Consider the following 23,851-nt stretch of genomic DNA (forward strand, 5'->3'; position numbering starts at 1 on the left):
GTTGATAGGCCAGATCTGGAAGCCCTGTAAGGGGTGGAGGTGACTGGTACTAATAGGCCGAGGGCTTGTCCTCAGTTGCTCGCGTCCACTGTGTTTGTTCTCAGACAACGAACAGTTGTGCTGGCTGAACAGTTTCACTACTTAATTGAAGAGTGTGCTTGTTCGCTGCCCTGTTCAAACCCCGTTGAAAAACGGGGCGACTGATAGGGTTTCGGTGGTCATAGCGTAAGGGAAACGCCCGGTTACATTCCGAACCCGGAAGCTAAGCCTTTCAGCGCCGATGGTACTGCAGGGGGGACCCTGTGGGAGAGTAGGACGCCGCCGAACAATTTTTGAGGACCTCTGGTCCCAGCGTTCATGCTGGGGCCAGAGGTCCTTTTTTGTTTTGCCAAGGCGCGCCGGGTACCCGGCTGCGTAAGAATGACTGCGGTACCTAAGACAGGAGTCACCCATGTCCACCAACTCTCCCGACGACCGACCCGAGCGCGAGCAGCGCCGGCGGGACAGCGGTGACCGCGGGGGATACCGAGGGGGACCGCGTCGCGACAACGACCGTGGTGGGTACGGCCGTTCAGACGATCGAGGCCGCGATGACCGTGGCCGTGACAACCGTGGTCGGGACGATCGCGGGCGTGATGATCGTGGTCGGGACGATCGCGGTCGTGGGCGTGACGGTGACCGGGATCGCGGCAGCCGGCCCTCTGGTGACCGCCGTGACAGTGGGGACCGTGGTGGGCGCCCGCCGTTCCGACGTGATGATCGGCCGAGCGGGCCGCGCCGCGATGACCGGTCGAGTGGACCTCGGCGGGACGACCGCCGGGACGATCGTGACCGTGGCTTCCGCAGGGACGGCGACCGGCCGACCTATCGACGTGACGACCGTCGCGATGACCGGCGTACCGATGATCGCCGCTCCGATGACCGCCGTACTGACGATCGGCGTGGGGGTGACCGTCCCGGGTTCCGGCGTGACGGTGATCGGCCTCCGTTCCGGCGCGATGACCGTCGGGATGACCGGCGTGACGGCGATCGCGGTGGGTTCCGGCGGGACAACGATCGTCGGGATGACCGGCGCGATGGTGATCGTGGTGGGTTCCGGCGGGACGACAGTCGTGGCGGTGGTGGGGATCGTCCGGGGTTCCGGCGTGACGGTGACCGGCCCACGTACCGGCGGGATGACCGGCGGGATGACCGCCGTACCGATGACCGGCGTGATGGTGATCGGCCTCCGTTCCGGCGTGATGACCGTCGGGATGACCGGCGTGACGGTGACCGTGGTGGGTTCCGGCGGGACAACGATCGTCGGGATGATCGGCGCGATGGTGATCGTGGTGGGTTCCGGCGGGACGACAGCCGTGGGGGTGGTGGGGATCGTCCGGGGTTCCGGCGTGACGGTGACCGGCCCACGTATCGGCGTACCGACGATCGGCGTGACGGCGATCGGGGTGGGTTCCGGCGGGATGACAGTCGCGGCGGTGGCGGTGGCTATCGCGGGCGGGACGATCGTGGGCCTCGGCGTGATGACAGCCGTGGGCGGCCCGGTGGGTTCCGGGGCCGGGACGACCGGCACGGTGGTGACGAGCGACGCGGTGGCGGGCGGTTCCGCGATGAGCGGGAGCGTGACCGTGAGCCCATCAAGCGGCTGCCGATCCCGGAGGACGTGACGGGCGAGGAGATCGACCGTGACGTACGGCAGGAGCTGCAGAGCCTGCCCAAGACGCTCGCCGAGGACGTCGCCAAGAACCTGGTGATGGTGGCGCGGCTCATCGACGAGGACCCCGAAGGCGCGTACGGATACGCCAAGGTCGCCCTGCGGCTCGCCTCGCGCGTCGCGGCCGTACGGGAAGCCACCGGCTTCGCCGCGTACGCGACCCAGAAGTACAGCGAAGCGCTCGCCGAGTTCCGGGCCGCACGGCGCATGACCGGCGGTGTCGAGTTGTGGCCCCTGATGGCGGACTGCGAGCGAGGGCTCGGGCGACCCGAGAAGGCACTCGACATGGCCGGCGCGCCCGAGGTGCAGAAGCTCGACAAGGCCGGACAGGTCGAGATGCGGCTCGTGACGGCCGGGGCCCGGCGTGACCTGGGGCAACTCGAAGCCGCCATCGTCACGCTCCAGAGCCCCGAGCTGGCGTCGAACTCGATCCAGCCGTGGACCGCGCGCCTGCGGTACGCCTACGCCGACGCACTGTTGGAGGCGGGGCGTGAGGACGAGGCACGTGAGTGGTTCGCCAAGGCTGTCGAGTCCGACAAGGACGGCAGCACGGACGCCTCCGACCGGCTCGCCGAGATGGACGGTGTCGAGTTCGTCGATGCGCTGGGCGAGGACGAGGACGGCCCCGTGGGCGCCCACGACGACGACGTTTCAGATGACGACGGTGACAAAGGCGATCACGATGAGGATGATGACGACGAGGACGGCGGGGAGCGTCGCGGCGTCTGACCGTCATCCGGCGAGGCTGCGCAGGACCAGACCCGTCGCCGGCTTCGGGCCGAACGACGTGGACTTGCGCGGCATCGTCACCCCCTGACGAGCCAGGTCCCGTACGACCTCCTCGCGCACCGGGTGCAGCAGCACGGCCGTGCCACCGTCGCGTTCCGCCTTCGCGACGGTGGCCGCGGTGTCGTGGATGTAGGCGATCTGGTCCGGCGTATCAGGAATGTGCCAGACATGGTCGAGCAGCGTGCTGTGCAGCACAGTCGCGTCCAGCGTGCGCCACGCGCGCGGGCGGTCCTGCGGGACGGTACCCGCCAGCAGGTCGGGCGCCGGACGGTCGACCAGGTGGAACCCGCCGTCGCCCGCCAGAACGAACGCGTTCCCTTCGGCGGCTGCCTCTCCAAGACGCTCCAACGCGCGCGTAAGAGGGCCTTCCACCGTACGGACGCGGAACAGGCCGTCGAGCGCCATCAGCGCCTTGGGGACGGGCAGCCGGTGCAGGAGACGGTGGATCGCGCGGACGCGGAGCGGGTAGCGGGCCGTGTCGACCAGGAGGACCAGACCGTAGTCCCACGGGCTCGGTGAACGGTGTTCCGTGCGCAGCCGCAGGTAGGTCGCCCAGCGGTGGTGGCCGTCCGCGATGAGCGCCTGGTGGCGGGCGAGGTCCGTCCGGATCTCGGTGACCTCCGCCGGGTCCGTCACGGCCCACAGGCGGTGATGGAAGCCGTCCTCCGTGGTCGTCGCCAGCAGTGGCGTACGGAGCACGGTGCGCTCGATGACTGCGGCGGCTGTTGGCTTCGCCGTACCCGCGGCCTCGTTCTCGCTGCGGTACGTCAGCAGCAGTGGCTCCAGATTGGCTGCCGTCGCCCGCATCAGGGCCGCGCGGTCGGCGACCACGGGCGGCATGACGTCCTCATGCGGCAGGACCACCCCCTCCTCGGCCTCCGAGAGGCGCAGGGCACCGATGACGCCGCGCTGAAGCATGTCTCCCTGGCTCTGCTCGTACACGTACAGGCCCGGCTCGGCGTCCGGCGCGAGGATTCCTTCCGACAGCCACCTGCCCAGCGTGTCCGCCGCCAGCTCGGTGCGGGCGGTCGGCGAGGTGGCCTGCGGAAGGATCAGACGGACGATGTTGTACGGATCCGCCGACTCCAGATGCAGCAGACCGTCCGGCCGTACCACCACGTCGTACGGCGGTGACGTCACCGCGGAGAGGCTGCCGACCCGCTCGGGGACATACCGCACGCCTTGGAACGGGGCCAGATCCAGGCCCTGGCCTGCGGGTTCGTGTGCACGATTGTCCGCGGTACCTGCGTCATCCATTGAGGCATCGTATGTGTGTCAGTGCCGTGCGGGATGATCGGGAGTGGCGAGGAACGCCGACTAGCGCCGACGGGTGCCGACGAGTGCCGACGAGCGAGTGTCGACCAGCAAGGAGCACAGCGTAATGACCCAGACCGTCAGGACACGGCCCGAGGGCAGCGAGCGTGCGCTGAGCACGGCGTACGACACGGCACTGCTCGACCTGGACGGTGTGGTGTACGCGGGAGGGAACGCCATCGCGCACGCCGTCGACTCACTCGGCACGGCACACGCGCAGGGCATGCGACTCGCCTACGTCACCAACAACGCGTTCCGGACTCCGGACGTCGTGGCCGCGCACCTCACCGAGCTGGGTATACCGACGGGTGCTTCGGACGTCATCACGTCGGCGCAGGCCGTGGCTCGGCTCATCAGCGAGCAAGTGCCTGCGGGCGCACGCGTGTTGGTCATCGGCGGGGAAGGGCTACGGGTCGCTCTGCGGGAGCGCGGGCTGACACCCGTCGAGTCGGCCGACGACGATCCGGCGGCGGTCGCGCAGGGGTACGGGGGGTTGGAGCTGCCGTGGGGACGGTTCGCGGAGGCGGGTTACGCCATCGCGCGCGGGGTGCCCTGGTTCGCGTCCAACACCGATCTGACGATTCCCAGCGGCCGGGGGATCGCGCCCGGGAACGGGGCTGCCGTCGAGGTCGTACGGATCGCCACTGGTGCCGAGCCGCAGGTCGCGGGGAAGCCGCTGCCTCCGATGCATCGGGAGACGATTCTGCGGACCGGTGCGGTTCGGCCGATTGTCGTGGGGGATCGGTTGGACACTGATATCGAGGGTGCTTTCAACGGGGGTGTCGATTCGCTGCTCGTTCTGACCGGGGTCACCGATGCCTTGCGGTTGCTTGGCGCGGCGCCTGAGCATCGGCCGACCTATGTTGACGCGGATCTGCGGGGGTTGTTGACCGGGCAGCCTGATGTGGTGGCGGAGGGTGGGGGGTTCCGGTGTGGCGGGTGGACGGCGACCGCTGGGGAGGAGGGGCTGGAGCTTGAGGGGGGCGGGGAGGCGCTTGATGGGTTGCGGGCGTTGTGTGGGGCGGCTTGGACGGCTGGTGGGGGGCGGGGGTGCCTGTTGGATGGGGGGAAGGCTGTGGGGCGGTTGGGGTTGTAGGGGGTGCAGGGGGGTGTGTAGGGGGGTGTCCGTGGGGGGTCTGCGGGGGCTTGCGGGGGCGGGCGCCTGCCGCGTGCGGGTGCCGGCGCTTGCCGTGTTGGCGTCCGCGTCCGCGTCGGGGGGGGAGGGGTTCGAAATGCGCGAGGTTGTGCGGGGCGCACAAGGGGCGTGCGGGGGGCGCGCGTACCGAGGGTGGTACGGAGAGGGAGGTCAGAGGAGGGTTCTGAGGCGGAACAAATCGCGAAGGCTCGCCTCCAGGCGGACCCGGCCCGAACCCCACGCCTTCGCGAAGTTCAGGTCCCCGTCGACCAGAGAGACCAAGTCGTCACCGGTCATCGCCAACCGGATTTCCGCCCTCTCCGGCGGCGGCCCCTGCACGGTGTCGAGCACCCTGATCCGGCCATCCTTGAGACGGCCGAGGATCGTCACGTCCAGGTCGGTGATACGGCAGCTCAACGAACGGTCCAGCGCCGCCGCGCTGCGTACGTCGCCTTCAGCGGTGGCCAGACTGTCCGAGAGTTTGTCGAGTGCGGCGCGGCACTCATCCAAGGTCGCCATCGCGACCGACGGTACCCCAGTGCTTCGGGGTAGCGTCGGGGCATGAGCAGCGACTCCCCGTGGGCCCCGGAACCCCACACACCGGAGCCCAGCGGTCCGCCCGACGCCGTACGGGCCGCTTCCGGCTTCGCCGAGGCCGGCGGGCTTTCGGCCGGCGACGAGACACAGAGCAGGGGGGAGGCCCCGCCCCCGCCCCCGCCCCCTCCCCCCTCCCCCTCCGCCCCCTCCCCGCTTCAGATCGAACGTGTCCCCACCGGCAGTGCCGACGTCGATGTGCAGCTCGGGCGGCTTGCTGATGCCGATCATCTCGCCACGGACGGGCACATCGAGGTGTACGAGGATGTGCACCGAGGGCTGCGGGACACGCTCACCGCGCTGGATTCCCGGCCCGGCCCTTCCGCGCCCGTGCCTCAGCGGGCGCCGTCATCTTCGTACGACCACAGGAGCTGAACCCAACGTGGCAGGAGTGGCACGCCGCCGCCTCGACGCCGAACTCGTCCGCAGGAAGCTCGCCCGCTCCCGTGAGCAGGCCGGTCAGCTGATCGCCGCCGGACGGGTGACCGTCGGCGGGAGCACCGCGAGCAAGTCCGCGACCCAGGTCGAGACCAGCGCCGCCATCGTCGTCACGCCCGACGACAACGACCCCGACTACGTCTCCCGCGGCGGGCACAAGCTCGCCGGTGCCCTCGCTGTCTTCGTACCGCGGGGGCTGCGGGTCGAAGGGCGGCGTGCCCTGGACGCGGGTGCCTCCACGGGGGGCTTCACCGATGTGCTGCTGCGGGCCGGCGCGAGCCGGGTCGTCGCCGTCGACGTCGGGTACGGGCAACTCGCCTGGTCTCTCCAGAGCGATGAACGCGTCACCGTCAAGGACCGTACGAACGTACGCGAGTTGACGTTGGAGGCGATCGACGGAGTGCCGGTGGATCTGGTCGTCGGGGATCTCTCCTTCATTCCGCTGGGGCTGGTGCTGCCCGCTCTTGTCCGCTGTGCCGCGCCGGACGCGGATCTGGTGATGATGGTCAAGCCGCAGTTCGAGGTGGGTAAGGAACGTCTGGGCAGCGGTGGTGTCGTCCGCAGCCCCGAACTGCGGGCCGAGGCCGTGCGCGGTGTCGCCCGGCAGGCCGCCGGTCTGGGGCTGGGAGTGGAGGGCGTCACCGCCAGTCCGCTGCCCGGACCGTCCGGAAATGTCGAGTACTTTCTGTGGCTGCGGGCCGGGGCACCGGACCTCGATCCCGCGGATGTTGACCGTGCAGTGGCGGAGGGGCCGCGTTGACACAGACCCAAGCTCGTACCGTTTTCCTCCTTGCGCACACCGGACGGCCGGCGGCCATCCGCAGTGCCGAACTCGTCGTTCAAGGGCTCCTCCGCTGTGGTCTCGGGGTACGGGTTCTGGAGGCGGAGGCGACCGATCTGCCTCTGCCGCCGTCCGTCGAACTGGTCCAGGAGGCGACCCCCGAATCCCTCGACGGATGCGAACTGCTCATCGTGCTCGGCGGTGACGGGACGCTGTTGCGCGGCGCCGAGTTCGCCCGCGCATCCGGGGTGCCGATGCTCGGTGTCAACCTCGGCCGGGTCGGCTTCCTCGCGGAGGCCGAGCGGGACGACCTCGACAAGGTCGTCGACCGGGTCGTGACCCGCTCGTACGAGGTCGAGGAGCGGATGACCGTCGATGTCGTCGTGCACCGCAACGGCGATGTCGTGCACACCGACTGGGCCCTCAACGAGGCCGCCGTGCAGAAGGTGTCACCCGAGCGGATGCTCGAAGTGGTCCTGGAGGTCGACGGCCGGCCGGTGACGGGCTTCGGCTGTGACGGCATCGTGTGCGCGACGCCCACCGGCTCCACCGCGTATGCCTTCTCGTCCGGGGGACCCGTCGTGTGGCCCGAGGTCGAGGCGCTGCTGATGGTGCCGATCAGTGCGCACGCCCTGTTCGCCAAGCCGTTGGTCACGTCGCCGGACTCCGTGCTCGCCGTGGAGGTGCAGCCGCACACGCCGCACGGGGTGCTGTGGTGCGACGGCCGGCGGACGGTGGAGCTGCCCGCCGGGGCGCGGGTGGAGGTCCGCAGAGGTGCGGTGCCGGTGCGGCTGGCGCGGCTGCACCATGCGTCGTTCACGGATCGGCTCGTCGCCAAGTTCGCGCTGCCGGTGTCCGGGTGGCGGGGGGCGCCGCAGCACTGAGGGAGCGGGGGCAGGGGGTGTCGGGTGGGGTGTGGGGTTCGTGGGGTTCGTGGTCATGTGTCCACGGTGGGGGGTCGGGGTGGGGTGGGACCATGAGGTGGGCCGCAATGTTGGATTGTGGAAAACCTCAGTGACGACCACAGCGGAGGTCGCGGTCGGCTCCTTGCATCCCCTCGTCCCCGGGCCCACCCCAGCGGGTGACAGCGGGTCCGGGGTGGCGTCCGTCACCTGCGTCTTCGTGGAAGTGGGGCAGGGGCCGTCGCACACCGGGGCCGTGACCTCGTAAGGTCATGTCCGTGTTGGAGGAGATGCGGATACGGTCGCTCGGAGTCATCGACGACGCGGTCGTGGAGCTGTCGCCAGGCTTCACCGCCGTGACCGGTGAGACCGGTGCGGGCAAGACGATGGTGGTCACCAGCCTCGGCCTGCTGCTCGGCGGGCGCGCGGACCCGGCCCTGGTACGGATCGGCGCCAGGGCGGCGGTCGTGGAGGGGCGGATCAGTGTGCCCCCGGGCGCCTCCGCGGTGGTCCGGGCGGAGGAGGCGGGCGCCGAGCTGGACGACGGTGCGCTGCTGATCAGCCGTACCGTTTCCGCCGAAGGGCGCTCCCGTGCGCACCTCGGGGGGCGTTCGGTGCCCGTCGGGCTGCTCGCGGAACTCGCCGAGGACCTGATCGCGGTGCACGGCCAGACCGACCAGCAGGGGCTGCTCAAGCTCACCCGGCAGCGCCAGGCGCTCGACCGGTACGCGGGGGACGCGGTGTCCGTGCCGCTCGCGAAGTACGCCGCCGCCTACCGCAGGCTGCGCAAGCTGACGAACGAACTCGACGAGATCACCACGCGCGCGCGGGAGCGTGCGCAGGAAGCGGATCTGCTGCGGTTCGGTCTGGACGAGATCGCCGCCGTCGAGCCGCGCGCGGGCGAGGACGTGGAACTCGCCGCCGAGGCCGAACGCCTCGGACACGCCGAAGCCCTGGCGTCCGCCGCCACGGTCGCCCACGCGGCGCTCGCCGGGAACCCGGAGGACCCCGAGGGCATCGACGCGGCGACGCTCGTCGCGGGCGCGCATCGCGCGCTGGAGGCGGTCCGTTCGCACGACACGGCGCTGGCCGCGCTCGCCGAGCGGATCGGTGAGGTCGGGATCCTGCTGGGTGATGTGGCGGGCGAGCTGGCCGGTTACGCCGACGACCTGGACGCCGATCCGCTGCGGCTGGCCGCCATCGAGGAGCGGCGCGCCGCGCTGACCCAGCTGACCCGCAAGTACGGCGGTGACGCGCAGGACAGCGCGTCGGTGCTCGCCTGGGCCGAGCAGGGCTCCGTGCGGCTCCTCGAACTCGACGGCGACGACGAGCGCATCGGCGAACTCACCGCCGAGCGTGACGCGTTGCGCGGGGAACTCTCCGGGCTCGCGCAGGCGCTCACCGACGCGCGCGTGGAGGCCGCCTCACGGTTCGCCGCCGCCGTCACCGAGGAGCTGGCCTCCCTCGCGATGCCCCACGCGCGCGTGACGATCGACATCCGCCAGAACGACGACCCCGACGGCGTCGAGGCCGGTGGGCGGACCGTCGCGTACGGGCCGACAGGTGTCGACGAGGTCGAGCTGCTGCTCGCGCCCCACCCGGGGGCGCCGCCGCGGCCCATCGCCAAGGGCGCGTCCGGCGGTGAGCTGTCGCGGGTGATGCTCGCCGTGGAGGTCGTCTTCGCGGGCACCGACCCCGTGCCGACGTACCTGTTCGACGAGGTCGACGCGGGGGTCGGCGGCAAGGCGGCCGTCGAGATCGGGCGCCGTCTCGCCAGGCTCGCCAGGTCCGCGCAGGTCGTCGTCGTCACCCACCTTCCGCAGGTCGCGGCGTTCGCCGACCGGCAACTGCTCGTCGAGAAGACCAACGACGGTTCGGTGACCAGGTCGGGTGTGAAGGTCCTGGAGGGCGAGGACCGCATCCGTGAGCTGTCCCGGATGCTCGCGGGCCAGGAGGACTCGCAGACGGCGCGCGCGCACGCGGAGGAACTTCTCGCCACGGCACGGGCCGACCACTGAACCTCGGTGCCGGAGTGTGTCGTACCTGAGGTGTGTCGTACCTGAGGCGTAGGAGGCAGTGGACGTACGGGGGATCGGGGGCGGGTTTTCGCGGGCAGTGATCGGTGTGTTCTCTCACTCAAGTGGGTGATCGACCGTGGCATGTCCCCCGTGCCTTGCCGCGTCCGGGCCGTGCGCGGTGCCGGAACGCCCGTACGGAATGGCATCCTTGGCGCGACACTTCTTCCGGTCTTCCGGTACGACTTGCTGTACGTTCCTTCGCGACCGTCCCCCGCCGAAACAGGAGTTCCGTCCCCGTGAGCAGCCATGTGCCGCACGGCCAGACGCCGTTGCGTACCGTGCAAGTGCTCGGCGGTGGCAGCGCGGGCAGCAGCGCGCATGTGAGGTCGCTGGCCGCCGGGCTCGTCGCCCGGGGTGTACGCGTCACCGTGTGCGCCCCCTCCGACGTGGGACGCGCGTACGGATTCGGTGACGTCGGGGCCCGGCACGTGCCCGTGGCGCGGCGCAGCGACCCCACCACCGTCGCGGCGCTCCGCGCGATCTGCGCCGACGCGGACGTGGTGCACGCGCACGGGCTGAACGCGGCCGTCCGCGCCGTTCTCGCGCTCAGTGGGCGACGCGTCCCGCTGGTCGTGACCTGGCACACGCGCATGCCGGTCGACGGCGCACGCGCGCGGGTGGTGCGGCTGCTCGAACGCCGTGTGGCACGGACCGCGACCGTGGTGCTCGGTACCTCGTCCGACCTGGTCGACCGGGCCCGCAGCCAGGGCGCGCGTGACGCACGGCTCGCCGCCGTCGCGCTGCCCGCGTCGCGGGTGCCCGTCGCCGAGCCCGAAGGCGGCGGTCCCGATCGGCTGCACCACAAGGCCCGTGCCGACCTCGGTGCCATCGGCCGGCCCCTGCTGATGGCCGTCGGATCGCTGGACGAGCACCGGGGCTACGAGACGCTTCTGGACGCCGCGCGCGCGTGGCGGGGGCTCGACCCCGCGCCGCTGCTCGTCATCGCGGGAGAGGGGCCGTTACGGGGCCTGCTCCAGCGGCGTATCGAGGACGAGGAGCTGCCGGTGCGGCTCGTGGGGCGGCGGGACGATGTGTCCGAGCTGCTTGCCGTCGCCGATGTCGCCGTCGTGGCGAGCCGGTGGGAGTCGCGGTCGGTGCTCGCGCAGGAGGCGTTGCGTGCGGGGGTGCCGCTCGTCGCTTGTGCGGTGGGGGGTACGCCCGAGGTGGTGGGCGACGCGGCCGAGTTGGTGCCGTACGGGGACGCGGAGGCGTTGGCCGAGGCGGTGGAGCGGGTGTTGGTGGTGCCGGGGCGGAGGGAGTGGCTGCGTGAGCGGGGCCTTGCGCAGGCGGCGTCGTGGCCCAGTGAGGATGAGACGGTGGCGCAGGTGCTGAGCGTGTACGACGAGTTGACGCAGACCTGAGGATCGACCTCGCCGGTCGGGCCTCCTGCCCCCGTGCCTTGGGCTGGGTTCTCTGTCCGGGGCGCCGGTGTGTGGGGCTGTGCCCACCCGTTCCGCCGTGCGGAACGCCTGCCCACAGCGGGAGCGGGTGGCTCCATAGCGGGAGCGGGGCGGGGGCCGGTGCGTGGAGTGGGTGGGGATTCGGCGTGCGGAACGCCTGTCCGCAGCGGGGGTGGGGTGGCTCTGTAGCGGGGGCGGGGCGATGTGTGGGGTGGGGGTTCGTCGTGGGGAACGGCTGCCCACGGCAGGTCGGGCGGGGACTGTTGCCAACGGATGCGCCAGTGGCTGGGGACGGCCTGCCAGTTGGCTCAGGACGGTTCAGACGTGTGGCGTTGGGCTCTCAGGGCCAGGCTCAGGGCCAGGACCGTCTGGGGGTCGTCCAGGTCGGTGCCCAGGAGGTCGCCGATTCTGGCTAGGCGGTTGTAGAGGGTTTGTCGGTTCAGGTGGAGTTCGCGGGCCGTTTCCGCCTTGCGGCCCGCGTGTGCCAGGTAGGTCCGCAGCGTCGGCAGCAGCGGCGGCTTCGAGCGCCGGTCGTGGTCCCGCAGGGGGCCGATCGCGCGGTCCACGAAGGCCGCCAGGTCCGGATGGTCCCGTAGCCGCCACAGCAGCAGGTCGATGTCGAGGCGCCGCGCGTCGTACCAGGGGCGGTCCGTCAGGCCCTGGGCCGCTGTCGCCGTCTCCGCCGCGTGCCGCAGTCCGGCGGAGGCCGCCGCCCAGCCGCCGGGGACGCCGACGACGACGATGGGGGGCTGGGCGCCGGGGCGCTGCATGCCGGCGCGTTCCACACCGGCCCGCAGGGCCGCCGCGACCCGGTCGGCGACCGCTGTGCGTTCGGTCTCCGAGCGGAGGCCGAGGAGGAGCGGTACGCGGCCCTCCACGGGCCGTACGCCCAGGAGGACGGGTACGCCCACCGAGGCGAGTTCCTCGGCGACGGCGCGGGCGAGGACGGCCCAGCCGCCGCCCGCCGACAGGCCGCTGCCCTCCGGCAGCCGCATGACGACGGGCAGCAGCGGTGTGGCGCCCGGTTTGAAGCCGAGTACGCGCGCCTGCGCGGGCGCGTCGTCGGCGGCGATGCGGCCCTCGGCGAGGTCGGTGAGGAAGTCGCCGCGGCCCCGCGCCGCCAACTCCTCCTCCTGGCGGGCCTGCATGAGCACCACGGCGAGACTGCTCGCCGCCCGTTCCGCCGCGATCCGGTGCACCGGCGCCAGCGGGGCGGCGACCGGGAGGAGCACCATACGCGCGCGTACCGAACCGGTGCCGGGGCCGCCGCCGGGTACGTCGACCAGGAGGGTGCCCGCGGGAGGGCCCTCCTCGCGCGCGGGGCGCCCGCCGCGCAGCCCCTCCCAGATCTGCAAGGGGTCGGCGCCCTCGGTGCCCGCGCCCGCCGCGTACAGGAGCTGGCCGTCCGGGGTCTCCAGGAACACCGGGTTGCCGCTGAACTCCGCGAGGACGGCGAGGACCTGCGGTACCCCGCCGCCGCCGAGCAGCGCCTGGGTGCAGCGCCGGTGGACCTCCTCGGCGCGCTGCAACAGCGCGTAGTGGCCGTTGACGATCTCGGTGTGGATCTCCTCGGTGACGGTGACGAACGCCACTTCGCGGTGCAGTTGCACCAGCGGCAGCCCGGCCGCCCGCGCGGTCTCGACGAGCGCGGCGGGCAGCCGGGTGAAGCGCGGGCCGAGTTCGACGACGAGGGCGGCGATCCCGCGCTCGGCGAGCTTGCGGACGAAGGCGCGCTGGTCGGCGGGGCGGGTACCGAGGCCGAGGCCCGTGGTGAGCAGCAGCTCGCCGCCCTTGAGGAGCGACGCGATGTTCGGTACCTCGCCCGCGTGCACCCACCGCACCGTGCGCTGAAGCCGGTCCGCGCCCGCGACGACCTCCGGGAGGCCGCCGCGCAGCCCCGGCAGCTCCAGCGCCCGCTGTACGGTGATTCCGCCCTGAGTGTCCATGGTGGGGACGCTACCTTTCCGGGCGCCGGCCCGTGTCACCGCAGGTCACACCCGCCGCGTCAGCCCTGCGGCGGCGGTGCGTCAGCTCTGCGCGGTGCCGTCGCCCGTCTGCCCGGCGTCCTCAGCCGCGCCTGCTTTCTCGCGCATCTTGCGCACCAGCTCCGCCTTCCGGTCGGCCGCACCCTGGCGGTCGAGGTTGCGGTGCGGGCCGTGGTTCTGCCGTTCGGCGCGGGACAGCTTCTTGCGCTGGCCGCCGCCCATGCCCACGGGGTTGTTGATGTTCTTGCTCACGGTCACGGATTCTCCGGTAATGGTGTGAAGTGGTCCACGGATTCAGCGGTGGGGGACGGGGCAGGTCCTACCCCCCGTACGCCCCCGACGCCGTCAGCCGCAGCGCGGTGTCGATCAGGGGGACGTGGCTGAAGGCCTGCGGGAAGTTGCCGACCTGGCGCTGGAGGCGCGGGTCCCACTCCTCGGCGAGCAGCCCGAGGTCGTTGCGCAGGCTCAGCAGCTTCTCGAACAGTTTGCGGGCCTCGTCGACGCGGCCGATCATCGCGAGGTCGTCGGCGAGCCAGAACGAGCAGGCGAGGAACGCGCCCTCGTCGCCCTCCAGGCCGTCCACGCCCGCGTGCTCGCCTGCCGTCGGATAGCGCAGGATGAAACCGTCCGACGTCGACAGCTCCCGCTGGATCGCCTCGATGGTGCCGATGACGCGTTTGTCGTCGGGCGGCAGGAAACCCATCTGCGGGATCAGCAAAAGCGACGCGTCCAGCTCCTTGGAGCCGTAGGACTGCGTGAACGTGTTGCGTTCCTTGTCGTAGCCCTTCTCGCACACGTCGCGGTGGATGTCGTCGCGCATCTCGCGCCACTTCTCCAGCGGGCCGTCCGCGTCACCGGACTCGATGAGCTTGATGGTGCGGTCCACGGCGACCCAGGCCATCACCTTGGAGTGCACGAAGTGGCGGCGCGGGCCGCGGACCTCCCAGATGCCCTCGTCGGGCTGGTCCCAGTGGTCCTCCAGGTACTGGATCAGCCGGAGCTGGAGCAGCGACGCGTAGTCGTTGCGGGCCAGGCCCGTCATATGGGCGAGGTGCAGGGCCTCGGTGACCTCGCCGTAGACGTCGAGCTGGAGCTGGTGGGCGGCGCCGTTGCCGACGCGTACGGGCGTCGAGTTCTCGTAGCCCGGCAGCCAGTCCAGCTCGCTCTCGCCGAGTTCCCGTTCGCCCGCGATGCCGTACATGATCTGCAGGTTCTCGGGGTCGCCCGCGACGGCGCGCAGCAGCCACTCGCGCCAGGCGCGGGCCTCCTCGCGGTAGCCGGTGCGCAGCAGCGACGACAGGGTGATCGCGGCGTCCCGCAGCCAGGTGAAGCGGTAGTCCCAGTTGCGGACGCCGCCGATCTCCTCCGGCAGGGACGTCGTCGGCGCCGCGACGATGCCGCCGGTCGGCGCGTACGTCAGCGCCTTCAGCGTGATCAGGGAGCGGACGACGGCCTCCCGGTAGGGGCCGTGGTACGTACAGTGCTCGACCCATTCGCGCCAGAAGTCCTGCGTCGCCTCCAGGGACTGCTCCGGCTCGGGGAGTGCCGGCTGGTCCTTGTGCGAGGGCTGCCAGGAGATCGTGAACGCGATGCGGTCGCCGGGCGCGACGGTGAAGTCGGAGTACGTCGTCAGGTCCTTGCCGTAGGTGTCGACGTCGGTGTCCAGCCACACCGAGTCGGGTCCCGCGACGGCGACCGTACGGCCGTCGACCTTGTGCACCCACGGCACGATCCGGCCGTAGGAGAACCGCATCCGCAGGGCCGAGCGCATCGGCACCCGGCCGCTGACGCCCTCCACGATGCGGATGACCTGCGGCGCCCCGTCACGCGGGGGCATGAAATCGGTCACACGGACGGTGCCGCGGGGGGTGTCCCACTCGGATTCGAGGATGAGTGAGTCACCGCGGTAGGTGCGCCGGTTCGCGGCGGGCGGCTGCGAGCCCGCGGGATGCGCCGGCCCGATCCGCCAGAAACCGTGTTCCTCGGTGCCCAGGAGGCCCGCGAAGATGGCGTGGGAGTCGAAGCGGGGAAGGCACAGCCAGTCGACCGTGCCGTCCCGGCAGACCAGGGCAGCGGTCTGCATGTCTCCGATGAGTGCGTAGTCCTCGATGCGCCCGGCCACGAGCATCTCCAGTCGAACGGCCGCCACGTCGCCCCTGCTGAGGGGGTCCGATGTGCGGTCAGGGGATCCAAATCAAAACGTGCCGACGGGCTCGTGTCACCGGGCGGACGGGCGGGAGTGGTGCCGTTTGCCGGCCTGGCTCGGCAGCAAGTGTCCGAGCAGGATACGACGCGTTCAGGTGATCCGTGCGCCCCTCCCGGCAACCTGCCTGCGCCGAACGGGTGAGCACCGGGTGAGCTGCGTGAACAGCGTGTATCGCTCCCGTGTGCCTTCTGTGGCGGCCCGTGGACGGAGCGTGGCCGGAAGCGGTCTCGCTGTGGCGCTGATACCCTGGTAGCCCGTGGACCGGTGGGCTCCCAGGCGTCGCAGCCGACAGAGCCGGGACCCCCGAACCGCAGCGAAGGCGCCGCCGGATTATCCGGTTCCGGCGCCAACCTCGCACCTCAGACCGCGACCACGGGAGCCCCGTCTTGGCCATGCCGAACCGATCCGCGACATCCTCGACGACCAAGCACATCTTCGTCACCGGAGGTGTCGCCTCTTCCCTCGGCAAGGGCCTGACGGCCTCCAGCCTGGGTGCGCTTCTCAAGGCGCGGGGTCTGCGGGTCACCATGCAGAAGCTCGACCCGTATCTGAACGTCGACCCGGGCACGATGAACCCGTTCCAGCACGGTGAGGTGTTCGTCACCAACGACGGCGCCGAGACCGACCTGGACATCGGGCACTACGAGCGGTTCCTCGACGTCGACCTCGACGGCTCCGCCAACGTCACGACCGGCCAGGTGTACTCGCAGGTCATCGCCAAGGAGCGGCGCGGCGAGTACCTCGGCGACACGGTCCAGGTGATCCCGCACATCACCAACGAGATCAAGCACCGTATCCGCCGCATGGCCGCCGACGACGTCGACGTCGTCATCACCGAGGTCGGCGGCACCGTCGGCGACATCGAGTCGCTGCCGTTCCTGGAGACGGTCCGCCAGGTCCGCCACGAGGTCGGCCGGGACAACGTGTTCGTGGTGCACATCTCGCTGCTGCCGTACATCGGCCCGTCCGGCGAGCTGAAGACCAAGCCGACGCAGCACTCGGTGGCCGCGCTGCGCAACATCGGTATCCAGCCCGACGCGATCGTGCTGCGCGCCGACCGTGAGGTGCCGATCGCGATCAAGCGGAAGATCTCGCTGATGTGCGACGTCGACGAGGCCGCGGTGGTTGCCGCGATCGACGCCAAGTCGATCTACGACATCCCGAAGGTCCTGCACACCGAGGGCCTCGACGCGTATGTCGTCCGCAAGCTGGACCTGCCGTTCCGTGATGTGGACTGGACGATCTGGGACGACCTGCTCGACCGCGTCCACAACCCGGACCACGAGGTCACCGTCGCGCTCGTCGGCAAGTACATCGACCTGCCCGACGCCTATCTCTCCGTCACCGAGGCGCTGCGCGCGGGCGGCTTCGCCAACAAGGCCCGCGTGAAGATCAAGTGGGTCACGTCGGACGACTGCCGGACCCCGGCCGGCGCCGCGCAGCAGCTGTCCGACGTGGACGCCGTGTGCGTGCCCGGAGGCTTCGGTGACCGCGGTGTCAGCGGCAAGGTCGGTGCCATCCAGTACGCGCGCGAGAACCGTGTCCCGCTGCTCGGCCTGTGCCTCGGCCTCCAGTGCATCGTCATCGAGGCCGCCCGCAACCTCGCGGACATCCCCGACGCCAACTCCACCGAGTTCGACGCCGCGACCGGCCACCCCGTGATCTCCACCATGGCCGAACAGCTCGACATCGTCGCCGGCGAGGGCGACATGGGCGGCACCATGCGGCTGGGCATGTACCCGGCGAAGCTGGCCGACGGGTCGATCGTGCGGGAGGTCTACGACGGCAAGGAGTACGTCGAGGAGCGCCACCGCCACCGGTACGAGGTGAACAACGCCTACCGCGCCGAACTGGAGAAGAAGGCCGGACTCCAGTTCTCCGGCACCTCGCCCGACGGCAAGCTCGTCGAGTACGTCGAGTACCCGCGCGACGTCCACCCCTACCTGGTCGCGACGCAGGCGCACCCCGAGCTGCGCTCCCGGCCCACCCGCCCGCACCCGCTGTTCGCGGGCCTGGTCAAGGCCGCCGTGCAGCGCAGGACGGCCGGATGATCCGCCGGTGACCGGCAGACGATACGGTGACCGGGGTACGTGCCCTTTGTGGGTGCGTGCCCCGGTTTCTGTTGGCGTGCGCGGGAGGAGCAGGGCGACATGACGATCAGGGACACCCCCGAGGAGTGGGAGATCCGGGCGACCGCGACCCCGTTCACCGGCAACAAGACCTCCGTCCGCACCGACGACGTCGTGATGCCCGACGGCACGGTCGCCCGCCGCGACTACCAGGTCCACCCCGGCTCCGTCGCCGTCCTCGCACTCGACGAGCAGGACCGCGTCCTGGTGATCCACCAGTACCGTCACCCCGTACGGCAGCGGCTCTGGGAGATCCCCGCCGGGCTCCTCGACATCCCCGGCGAGAACCCGCTGCACGCCGCGCAGCGCGAACTCTACGAAGAGGCGCACGTCAAGGCCGAGGACTGGCGGGTGCTGACCGACGTGTACACGACGCCCGGCGGCTGCGACGAAGCCGTACGGATCTTCCTCGCCCGGGACCTGTCCGAGGCGGAGGGCGAGCGGTTCGCCGTCGAGGACGAGGAGGGCGACATGGAGATCGCCCGTGTGCCCCTCGGTGACCTGGTGCGGGGCGCGCTCGCCGGACGGCTGCACAACAACTGCCTCGTCGTCGGCGCACTGTCCCTCGTTGCCGCCCGGGACGGCGACGGACTCGACGCGCTGCGCCCCGCCGACGCGCCCTGGCCGGCCCGGCCCTTCGACCACTGACACCCGCCTCTGACGCCCGGCGCTGTGAGGCACCGTCACGCACCACGTCATTGGTCGGACGATCTGCTGATCCGATCGGGCGACGTGCCCGCCACGCTCCGCCCGATTCGTCGCAGAGCGTGAACTAGGCTCGGGAAACGCCCCGACCGGAGTCCCGGCGGGCGCCGGCTCGCAGTTGGACGGGAGCGTGGCCCGTGACGGATCAGGCGGTGGACACCAACGGCACGCAGCTGTCCGGTGACGGACGGCCAGGCGCCGGGGGAGCCGCTCCTACGGACAGTCAGTTCCTCGGCCGCACACGAGAGTTGAAGGAACTCCGGGCGGACATCGAGCGGGCCGGACTCGACACCATCGCCGGCCGCAAGGCCCCCCGCGCGCGCGTCCTGCTCATCGCGGGCCGCCCCGGATCCGGCCGCACCGCCCTCGCCGAGGAGCTGGTACGCGGCGTTGCGCACCGTTACCCCGACGGAATCCTGCGCACCCGCCTCACCGAACCCGACGGCACCCCCGTCCCCACCGACCGCGCCGCCCGCGAACTCCTCGGCGCCCTCGACCTGCCCGCACCCCCCGGCGCCACCGACGACGATCTCACCGCGGACCTGCGCGCCGCGCTCGCCGACCGGGGCGCCCTGCTCCTCCTCGACGGCGCCACCGACGCCGAACAGGTCGACATGCTGCTGCCCGAGACCCCGGACTGCCTCGTCGTCGCCGTCGCCGAAGGACCCCTGACCGGGATCCCCGACGTCCGCCCCTGCACCCTCGGCGGCCTCGACACCAAGTCCGCCGTCGAACTCCTCGGCCGCTTCACCGGCTCCGTCCGCATCACCTGCGACCCGCGCGCCGCCGAAGGGCTCGTCGAGGAGTGCGCCGCGCAGCCCGCCGCGCTCGTCATCGCCGGCGGCTGGCTCGCCACGCGCCCCGAGAAATCCGTCGCCGACCTGCGCAAACGCCTGCGCGCCCTGCCCGACGAAGGCCCCGCGCTCGCCCGCGTCTTCCAGCACACCTACCAGTCGCTGCCCTCACCCGCCGGCCGGATACTGCGCCTGCTCTCCCTCGCCCCCGCCGGACTCGCCGACCCGCACACCGCGTCCGCGCTCGCCGGCTGCTCGGTCTCCGCGGCCCGCACCACCCTGGACGACTTCGCCGCCCTCGGACTCGTACGGACCCTGGAACCCCCGGACTCACCGCTGCCCCGGTACGAGGTGCCCGACTGCCTCATGCCGCTGCTCCGCGGCCTCACCGAGACCCAGGACCGCCCCGCCGAGATCCAGCTCGCCCGCGCCCGCATGCTGGAGCGGACCGTACGGCTCCTCCAGTCCTGCCGCGCCATCACCGAGACCGACAGCTCGCCCGCCCGCCGCAAACTCGCCGGACTGCCCCGCGCGCTCCGCTTCCCCGACCCGCGTACCGCCGCCGAGTGGCTCACCGTCCAGCAGCCCGCGCTGCTCGCCGCCGCCCGCACCGCCGTCGCCGACGGCCAGCTGGACACCCTCGCCCGCCGCCTGATGGCCGCCCTCGTCCGGGCTCTGGTCGCGCACCGCGGGACCGAGGCCGCGGCGCCCGAGCTGTACGGGATCCACCAGCTCGTCCTCGATGTCGCCGAGCGCCGTGACCTGCCCCGTGAGAAGGCTGCGGCGCTGCTGAACCTCGCCGACCTCGACGCCAGGACCGGCCGCACCGGGGAAGCCCTCGTCCGCTACCGGGCCGCGCTGGACGCCGGACGCGCGGCGAAGGACCCGTACGCCACCGGCCGCGCGATGGAATCCGTAGGCGGCGCCCACCAGGAGCTGGGGGACTGGCAGCGGGCCGCCGACTGGTTCGGGCGGGCACTCGCCCAGCGGCTCGCCCGCGACGAGATCGCGGACGCGGCCCGGCTGCACGGCCGCATCGCCGGAGTCCAGACCTACGCGGGCCGCTACGGCGACGCACTGCGCAGCTGGCGCTCCGCGATCGCCGGCCACCGCAGGACCGGCGACGTGCCCGCCGTGGCGCGGGCGCTGAGTGAACTGGCCCGGGTGCAGGAGTACGCGGGACGCCCCGACGAATCGCTGCGCACCTGCCACGAAGCCGTCGACTGGGCCCGCCGCGCCGACGACGTACGCCTCCAGGCCGCCCTCCAGGTCCGGCTCGCGGACACCCTCGACCGGCTCGGCGACCCGGCCGCCGCCCGGCTGCACCGGGCCGCCGCGGAACGCATGCTCGGCGACGAGCTGGCCGGGGAAGAAACGGACCCGGAGGCTCCGGTGGCTGGGAAAGACCCCGGAACGCCGTCATCCACCTACGAAATCCGTAGTGCACCGGAAGAAGATTGAAGTATTGAAAGGCTAGACAGCTAGAAGTCCTTCATTAGAATGGCTCCGCCGCGTCCTTTCGTGGTGCCTCCGATGCGCCCCCGTGCGTCCGGGTGCGTAGTGCGTTGCCCCGAAAAGCCCCTGAGCCAAGGACCGTGATCGACGATGAAGGTCGGCATCCCCCGCGAGGTCAAGAACAACGAGTTCCGGGTGGCCATCACCCCCGCCGGCGTGCACGAGCTGGTGCGCCAGGGCCACCAGGTCTTCATCGAGCAGAACGCCGGCGCCGGCTCGTCGATCACGGACGAGGAGTACGTCTCGGCCGGTGCGAGCATCCTCGCCACCGCCGACGAGGTCTGGGCCACCACCGACCTGCTCCTCAAGGTCAAGGAGCCCATCGCCGAGGAGTACCACCGCCTCCGCAAGGACCAGACGCTCTTCACCTACCTGCACCTCGCCGCTTCCAAGGAGTGCACGGACGCCCTCATCGAGTCCGGCACCACCGCCATCGCGTACGAGACCGTCGAACTGCCCGGCCGCGCGCTGCCGCTGCTCGCCCCGATGTCCGAGGTCGCGGGCCGGCTCGCCCCGCAGGTCGGCGCCTACCACCTGATGCGCCCGGCCGGCGGACGCGGCGTGCTGCCCGGCGGTGTCCCGGGCGTCGCGGCGGGCAGGGCGGTCGTCATCGGCGGCGGCGTCTCCGGCTGGAACGCCGCACAGATCGCCATCGGCATGGGCTTCCACGTGACCCTGCTCGACCGCGACCTCAACAAGCTCAAGGAAGCCGACAAGATCTTCGGTACGAAGATCCAGACCGTCGTCTCCAACTCCTTCGAGCTGGAGAAGGCGTGCCTGGAGGCCGACCTCGTCATCGGCGCCGTCCTCATCCCCGGCGCCAAGGCCCCCAAGCTCGTCACCAACGAGCTGGTCTCTCGGATGAAGCCGGGAAGTGTCCTTGTCGACATCGCGATCGATCAGGGCGGCTGCTTCGAGGACTCGCGCGCCACCACGCACGCCGAGCCGACCTTCCCGGTCCACCAGTCGGTCTTCTACTGCGTCGCCAACATGCCCGGCGCGGTGCCCCACACCTCCACCTACGCGCTCACCAACGCGACGCTGCCCTACATCGTCGAGCTGGCCAACCGCGGCTGGGCCGACGCGCTGCGCCGCGATCCCGCGCTCGCCAAGGGCCTCAACACCCATGACGGCAAGGTCGTTTACCGCGAGGTCGCCGAGGCGCACGGCCTTGACCACGTGGAACTCGACTCACTGCTCGGCTGAGCCGTCAACCCACGACGTCAACATCGCGCCTGCGGCCGGACCTTGCGGACAAGGTCCGGCCGTATCCGTACGGGCATTCCGATGTGGATCGCGCCACTGTGCGAACCCCCTCGCGGTGTTCGCTCTCGGCTTGTTCAACTCGCCTCGAACGTAACCCTTTAACCGATTCGCACACCCGCGAAACGTGGCGACCGACCGTCGTACACCCTTGACAGAGGGGTGTTCCGTTGCCGACACATCGGGCCGGGTCCGGCGGATTGTGTTGCTGCGGACCGGTGACACGCCATAGAGTCGCCAACCGTCGGCATGGTGCCACGCTGACCTATCTAGAAGTTTCCTGGTCACCAAGGAGGTAAGACGACTTGTGAATGAGTCGACATTTACTCCCGGGGGTGGTCAACCAGGAACGCCTGTGCGGGGCCAGGGCCCCACAGGGCTCCAGGCTGTCGGCTCCGTCGCTGTCCGCACCTTCGCAGCCCACCAGAGTCCCGAGCGGACTCAGACAGCACACCAGAGCATGGATGGCCATCACGTGAACGCCATGGCCGGCGACCGAAGTGGAGACAATCACAGCCACTTCGCCGACTACGACCTGCCCGAGGGGCACTTCTACGACCCCGACGCCGAGTACGAGCCCGATCCGGAGTACGCGGCCACGCTCGCGCCCGACGCGGCCCGTCAGCGCCGTGAGCGCATCGGCCCGACCGGGCGCCCGCTCCCGTACTTCCCGATCCCGGGCCCCCTGACCGACCACGGGCCCGCGAAGATCATCGCGATGTGCAACCAGAAGGGCGGCGTCGGCAAGACCACGTCGACCATCAACCTGGGTGCCGCGCTCGCGGAGTACGGACGCCGGGTGCTGCTCGTCGACTTCGACCCGCAGGGCGCGCTCTCGGTCGGCCTCGGCGTCAACCCGATGGAACTCGACCTCACGGTCTACAACCTGCTCATGGAGCGGGGCATGGCCGCCGACGAGGTCCTCCTGAAGACCGCCGTGCCCAACATGGACCTGCTGCCGAGCAACATCGACCTCTCGGCCGCCGAGGTGCAACTCGTCAGCGAGGTCGCGCGCGAGTCCACGCTCCAGCGCGCCCTGAAGCCGCTGATGGCCGACTACGACTACATCGTGATCGACTGCCAGCCCTCGCTCGGCCTGCTCACCGTGAACGCGCTCACGGCCGCCCACAAGGTGATCGTGCCCCTGGAGTGCGAGTTCTTCGCGCTGCGCGGTGTCGCCCTGCTCACCGAGACCATCGAGAAGGTCCAGGAACGGCTCAACCCCGAACTGGAACTCGACGGCATCCTCGCCACGATGTACGACTCGCGCACGGTGCACAGCCGCGAGGTCCTCGCGCGCGTGGTCGAGGCGTTCGACGACCACGTCTACCACACCGTGATCGGCCGGACCGTCCGCTTCCCCGAGACCACCGTCGCGGGCGAGCCCATCACCACCTACGCGTCCAACTCCGTCGGCGCCGCCGCCTATCGCCAGCTCGCCAGGGAGGTGCTCGCCCGGTGTCACGCCGAGTGAGTCTGCCGGGGGCCGACGAACTGTTCCGTACGACCGGGGGAATGGCGCTCCAGGCGTCCACCCCCCGGCGCCCGCAGGGCGGCGAACCACGGGTGCCCGCACCGGCGGGCGACAGCGACGACGCCGCCGCGGAGGACACGTCGCAGCGGACCGGGGGACCGCACGACGACGGCGCCGGCGCCGAACACACCACGGCGGACGCCGAACCCGGCACCGAGTCGCGCACCCACACGCCGGACCGCGCCGCCGACCGGGGCGACGACGACACGGCCCCCGCGCGCGCGGGGCGACGCCAGCTCCAGGACGGGTCCGCGAACGGCGCCACGGTCGCACCCGCCGGCGCGCAGTCCGGACGGCCCGCCAACGCCCCTTCGGGCCAGTCGCGGCGCCGTGGACGCGGCTCCGGGCGGCGGCCCAGCGGACGTGAGCGGCACGACGAGAAAATCACCGTGTACGTGTCCGCCGAGGAATTGATGGACCTCGAACACGCGCGGCTCGTGCTGCGCGGGGAGCACGGACTCGCCGTGGACCGGGGGCGGATCGTACGGGAGGCCGTCGCCGTCGTCCTCGCCGATCTGGAGTCGCGGGGGGACGCGAGCATTCTTGTGCGGCGGCTTCGTGGGCGGTAGCCCTGGGCG

At 71.2% G+C, this 23,851-nt stretch carries 19 protein-coding genes and 1 rRNA gene; 15 read left to right on the top strand and 5 right to left on the bottom strand.

Annotated features, from left to right (window positions below):
* Positions 1–210 precede the first annotated feature (210 nt).
* The 3 genes from rrf (at position 211) to ACIQNU_RS35920 (ending at position 2,440) form a co-directional block, all read left to right on the top strand.
* A 5S ribosomal RNA gene (gene rrf, locus ACIQNU_RS35910) occupies positions 211–327 on the top strand.
* A gap of 230 nt (positions 328–557) precedes the next feature.
* A complete protein-coding gene (locus ACIQNU_RS35915) occupies positions 558–1,664 on the top strand; it encodes a hypothetical protein (RefSeq protein WP_401374765.1) in 1,107 nt (368 codons plus the stop codon).
* On the top strand, positions 1,643–2,440 hold the full coding sequence (locus ACIQNU_RS35920; protein ID WP_401374755.1) for a tetratricopeptide repeat protein: 798 nt from the start codon (positions 1,643–1,645) through the stop codon (positions 2,438–2,440). The genes ACIQNU_RS35915 and ACIQNU_RS35920 overlap by 22 nt, the downstream gene beginning before the upstream one ends.
* Before the next feature lie 3 nt (positions 2,441–2,443).
* On the opposite strand, the gene ACIQNU_RS35925 is transcribed toward ACIQNU_RS35920, so the two are convergent.
* On the bottom strand, positions 2,444–3,757 hold the full coding sequence (locus ACIQNU_RS35925; RefSeq protein ID WP_401374496.1) for a DUF1015 family protein: 1,314 nt from the start codon (positions 3,755–3,757) through the stop codon (positions 2,444–2,446).
* Between the two features lie 124 nt (positions 3,758–3,881).
* Here ACIQNU_RS35925 and ACIQNU_RS35930 point away from each other — a divergent pair, with 124 nt between their 5' ends.
* Positions 3,882–4,910 carry an HAD hydrolase-like protein gene (locus tag ACIQNU_RS35930; protein WP_401374499.1) on the top strand — a complete coding sequence of 343 codons (1,029 nt, stop codon included), beginning with the start codon at positions 3,882–3,884 and terminating at the stop codon, positions 4,908–4,910.
* Between the two features lie 210 nt (positions 4,911–5,120).
* Here the strand turns inward: ACIQNU_RS35930 and ACIQNU_RS35935 are convergent, their stop codons facing one another.
* Positions 5,121–5,468 (bottom strand): SCP2 sterol-binding domain-containing protein, encoded by a 348-nt coding sequence (locus ACIQNU_RS35935; protein ID WP_401374501.1) that lies wholly within the window; start codon positions 5,466–5,468, stop codon positions 5,121–5,123.
* A gap of 42 nt (positions 5,469–5,510) precedes the next feature.
* Here ACIQNU_RS35935 and ACIQNU_RS35940 point away from each other — a divergent pair, with 42 nt between their 5' ends.
* From ACIQNU_RS35940 to ACIQNU_RS35960, 5 genes are all read left to right on the top strand, one after another.
* Positions 5,511–5,918, top strand: coding sequence for a hypothetical protein (locus ACIQNU_RS35940; RefSeq protein ID WP_401374503.1), 408 nt, complete (start codon positions 5,511–5,513; stop codon positions 5,916–5,918).
* Positions 5,919–5,925: 7 nt separating this feature from the next.
* The gene (locus ACIQNU_RS35945; RefSeq protein ID WP_401374506.1) at positions 5,926–6,741 is read left to right on the top strand and encodes a TlyA family RNA methyltransferase; all 816 of its coding nucleotides are present in this window, start codon (positions 5,926–5,928) and stop codon (positions 6,739–6,741) included.
* Entirely contained in the window at positions 6,738–7,646 is a 909-nt protein-coding gene (locus ACIQNU_RS35950) for an NAD kinase (protein ID WP_401374509.1), read from the top strand. Before ACIQNU_RS35945 ends, ACIQNU_RS35950 begins: the two co-directional genes overlap by 4 nt.
* Positions 7,647–7,936: 290 nt before the next feature.
* Entirely contained in the window at positions 7,937–9,682 is a 1,746-nt protein-coding gene (gene recN / locus ACIQNU_RS35955; protein WP_401374511.1) for a DNA repair protein RecN, read from the top strand.
* Positions 9,683–9,978: 296 nt separating this feature from the next.
* A complete protein-coding gene (locus ACIQNU_RS35960; RefSeq protein WP_401374514.1) occupies positions 9,979–11,103 on the top strand; it encodes a glycosyltransferase family 4 protein in 1,125 nt (374 codons plus the stop codon).
* A 347-nt stretch (positions 11,104–11,450) separates the two neighbouring features.
* Here the strand turns inward: ACIQNU_RS35960 and ACIQNU_RS35965 are convergent, their stop codons facing one another.
* From ACIQNU_RS35965 to ACIQNU_RS35975, 3 genes are all read right to left on the bottom strand, one after another.
* On the bottom strand, positions 11,451–13,088 hold the full coding sequence (locus ACIQNU_RS35965; protein WP_401374516.1) for a PucR family transcriptional regulator: 1,638 nt from the start codon (positions 13,086–13,088) through the stop codon (positions 11,451–11,453).
* Positions 13,089–13,169: 81 nt separating this feature from the next.
* A complete protein-coding gene (locus tag ACIQNU_RS35970) occupies positions 13,170–13,385 on the bottom strand; it encodes a DUF6243 family protein (protein WP_401374518.1) in 216 nt (71 codons plus the stop codon).
* Between the two features lie 61 nt (positions 13,386–13,446).
* A complete protein-coding gene (locus ACIQNU_RS35975; RefSeq protein WP_401374757.1) occupies positions 13,447–15,255 on the bottom strand; it encodes a glycoside hydrolase family 15 protein in 1,809 nt (602 codons plus the stop codon).
* 470 nt (positions 15,256–15,725) lie between these two features.
* On the opposite strand from ACIQNU_RS35975, the gene ACIQNU_RS35980 reads away from it, so the two are divergent.
* The 6 genes from ACIQNU_RS35980 (at position 15,726) to ACIQNU_RS36005 (ending at position 23,842) form a co-directional block, all read left to right on the top strand.
* Positions 15,726–17,384 (top strand): CTP synthase, encoded by a 1,659-nt coding sequence (locus ACIQNU_RS35980; RefSeq protein ID WP_401374521.1) that lies wholly within the window; start codon positions 15,726–15,728, stop codon positions 17,382–17,384.
* A gap of 99 nt (positions 17,385–17,483) precedes the next feature.
* On the top strand, positions 17,484–18,110 hold the full coding sequence (locus tag ACIQNU_RS35985; RefSeq protein ID WP_401374524.1) for an NUDIX domain-containing protein: 627 nt from the start codon (positions 17,484–17,486) through the stop codon (positions 18,108–18,110).
* A gap of 194 nt (positions 18,111–18,304) precedes the next feature.
* Positions 18,305–20,422, top strand: coding sequence for a tetratricopeptide repeat protein (locus ACIQNU_RS35990; protein ID WP_401374526.1), 2,118 nt, complete (start codon positions 18,305–18,307; stop codon positions 20,420–20,422).
* A gap of 144 nt (positions 20,423–20,566) precedes the next feature.
* On the top strand, positions 20,567–21,682 hold the full coding sequence (ald, locus tag ACIQNU_RS35995; protein ID WP_401374529.1) for an alanine dehydrogenase: 1,116 nt from the start codon (positions 20,567–20,569) through the stop codon (positions 21,680–21,682).
* 364 nt (positions 21,683–22,046) lie between these two features.
* Positions 22,047–23,213, top strand: coding sequence for a ParA family protein (locus ACIQNU_RS36000; RefSeq protein ID WP_401374531.1), 1,167 nt, complete (start codon positions 22,047–22,049; stop codon positions 23,211–23,213).
* Positions 23,198–23,842, top strand: a complete 645-nt coding sequence (locus tag ACIQNU_RS36005) for a hypothetical protein (RefSeq protein WP_401374534.1) — start codon at positions 23,198–23,200, stop codon at positions 23,840–23,842. Before ACIQNU_RS36000 ends, ACIQNU_RS36005 begins: the two co-directional genes overlap by 16 nt.
* Positions 23,843–23,851 lie beyond the last annotated feature (9 nt).

Origin of the sequence: Streptomyces sp. NPDC091292 (assembly GCF_044757265.1) — a bacterium.
Classification (GTDB): Bacteria; Actinomycetota; Actinomycetes; order Streptomycetales; family Streptomycetaceae; genus Streptomyces.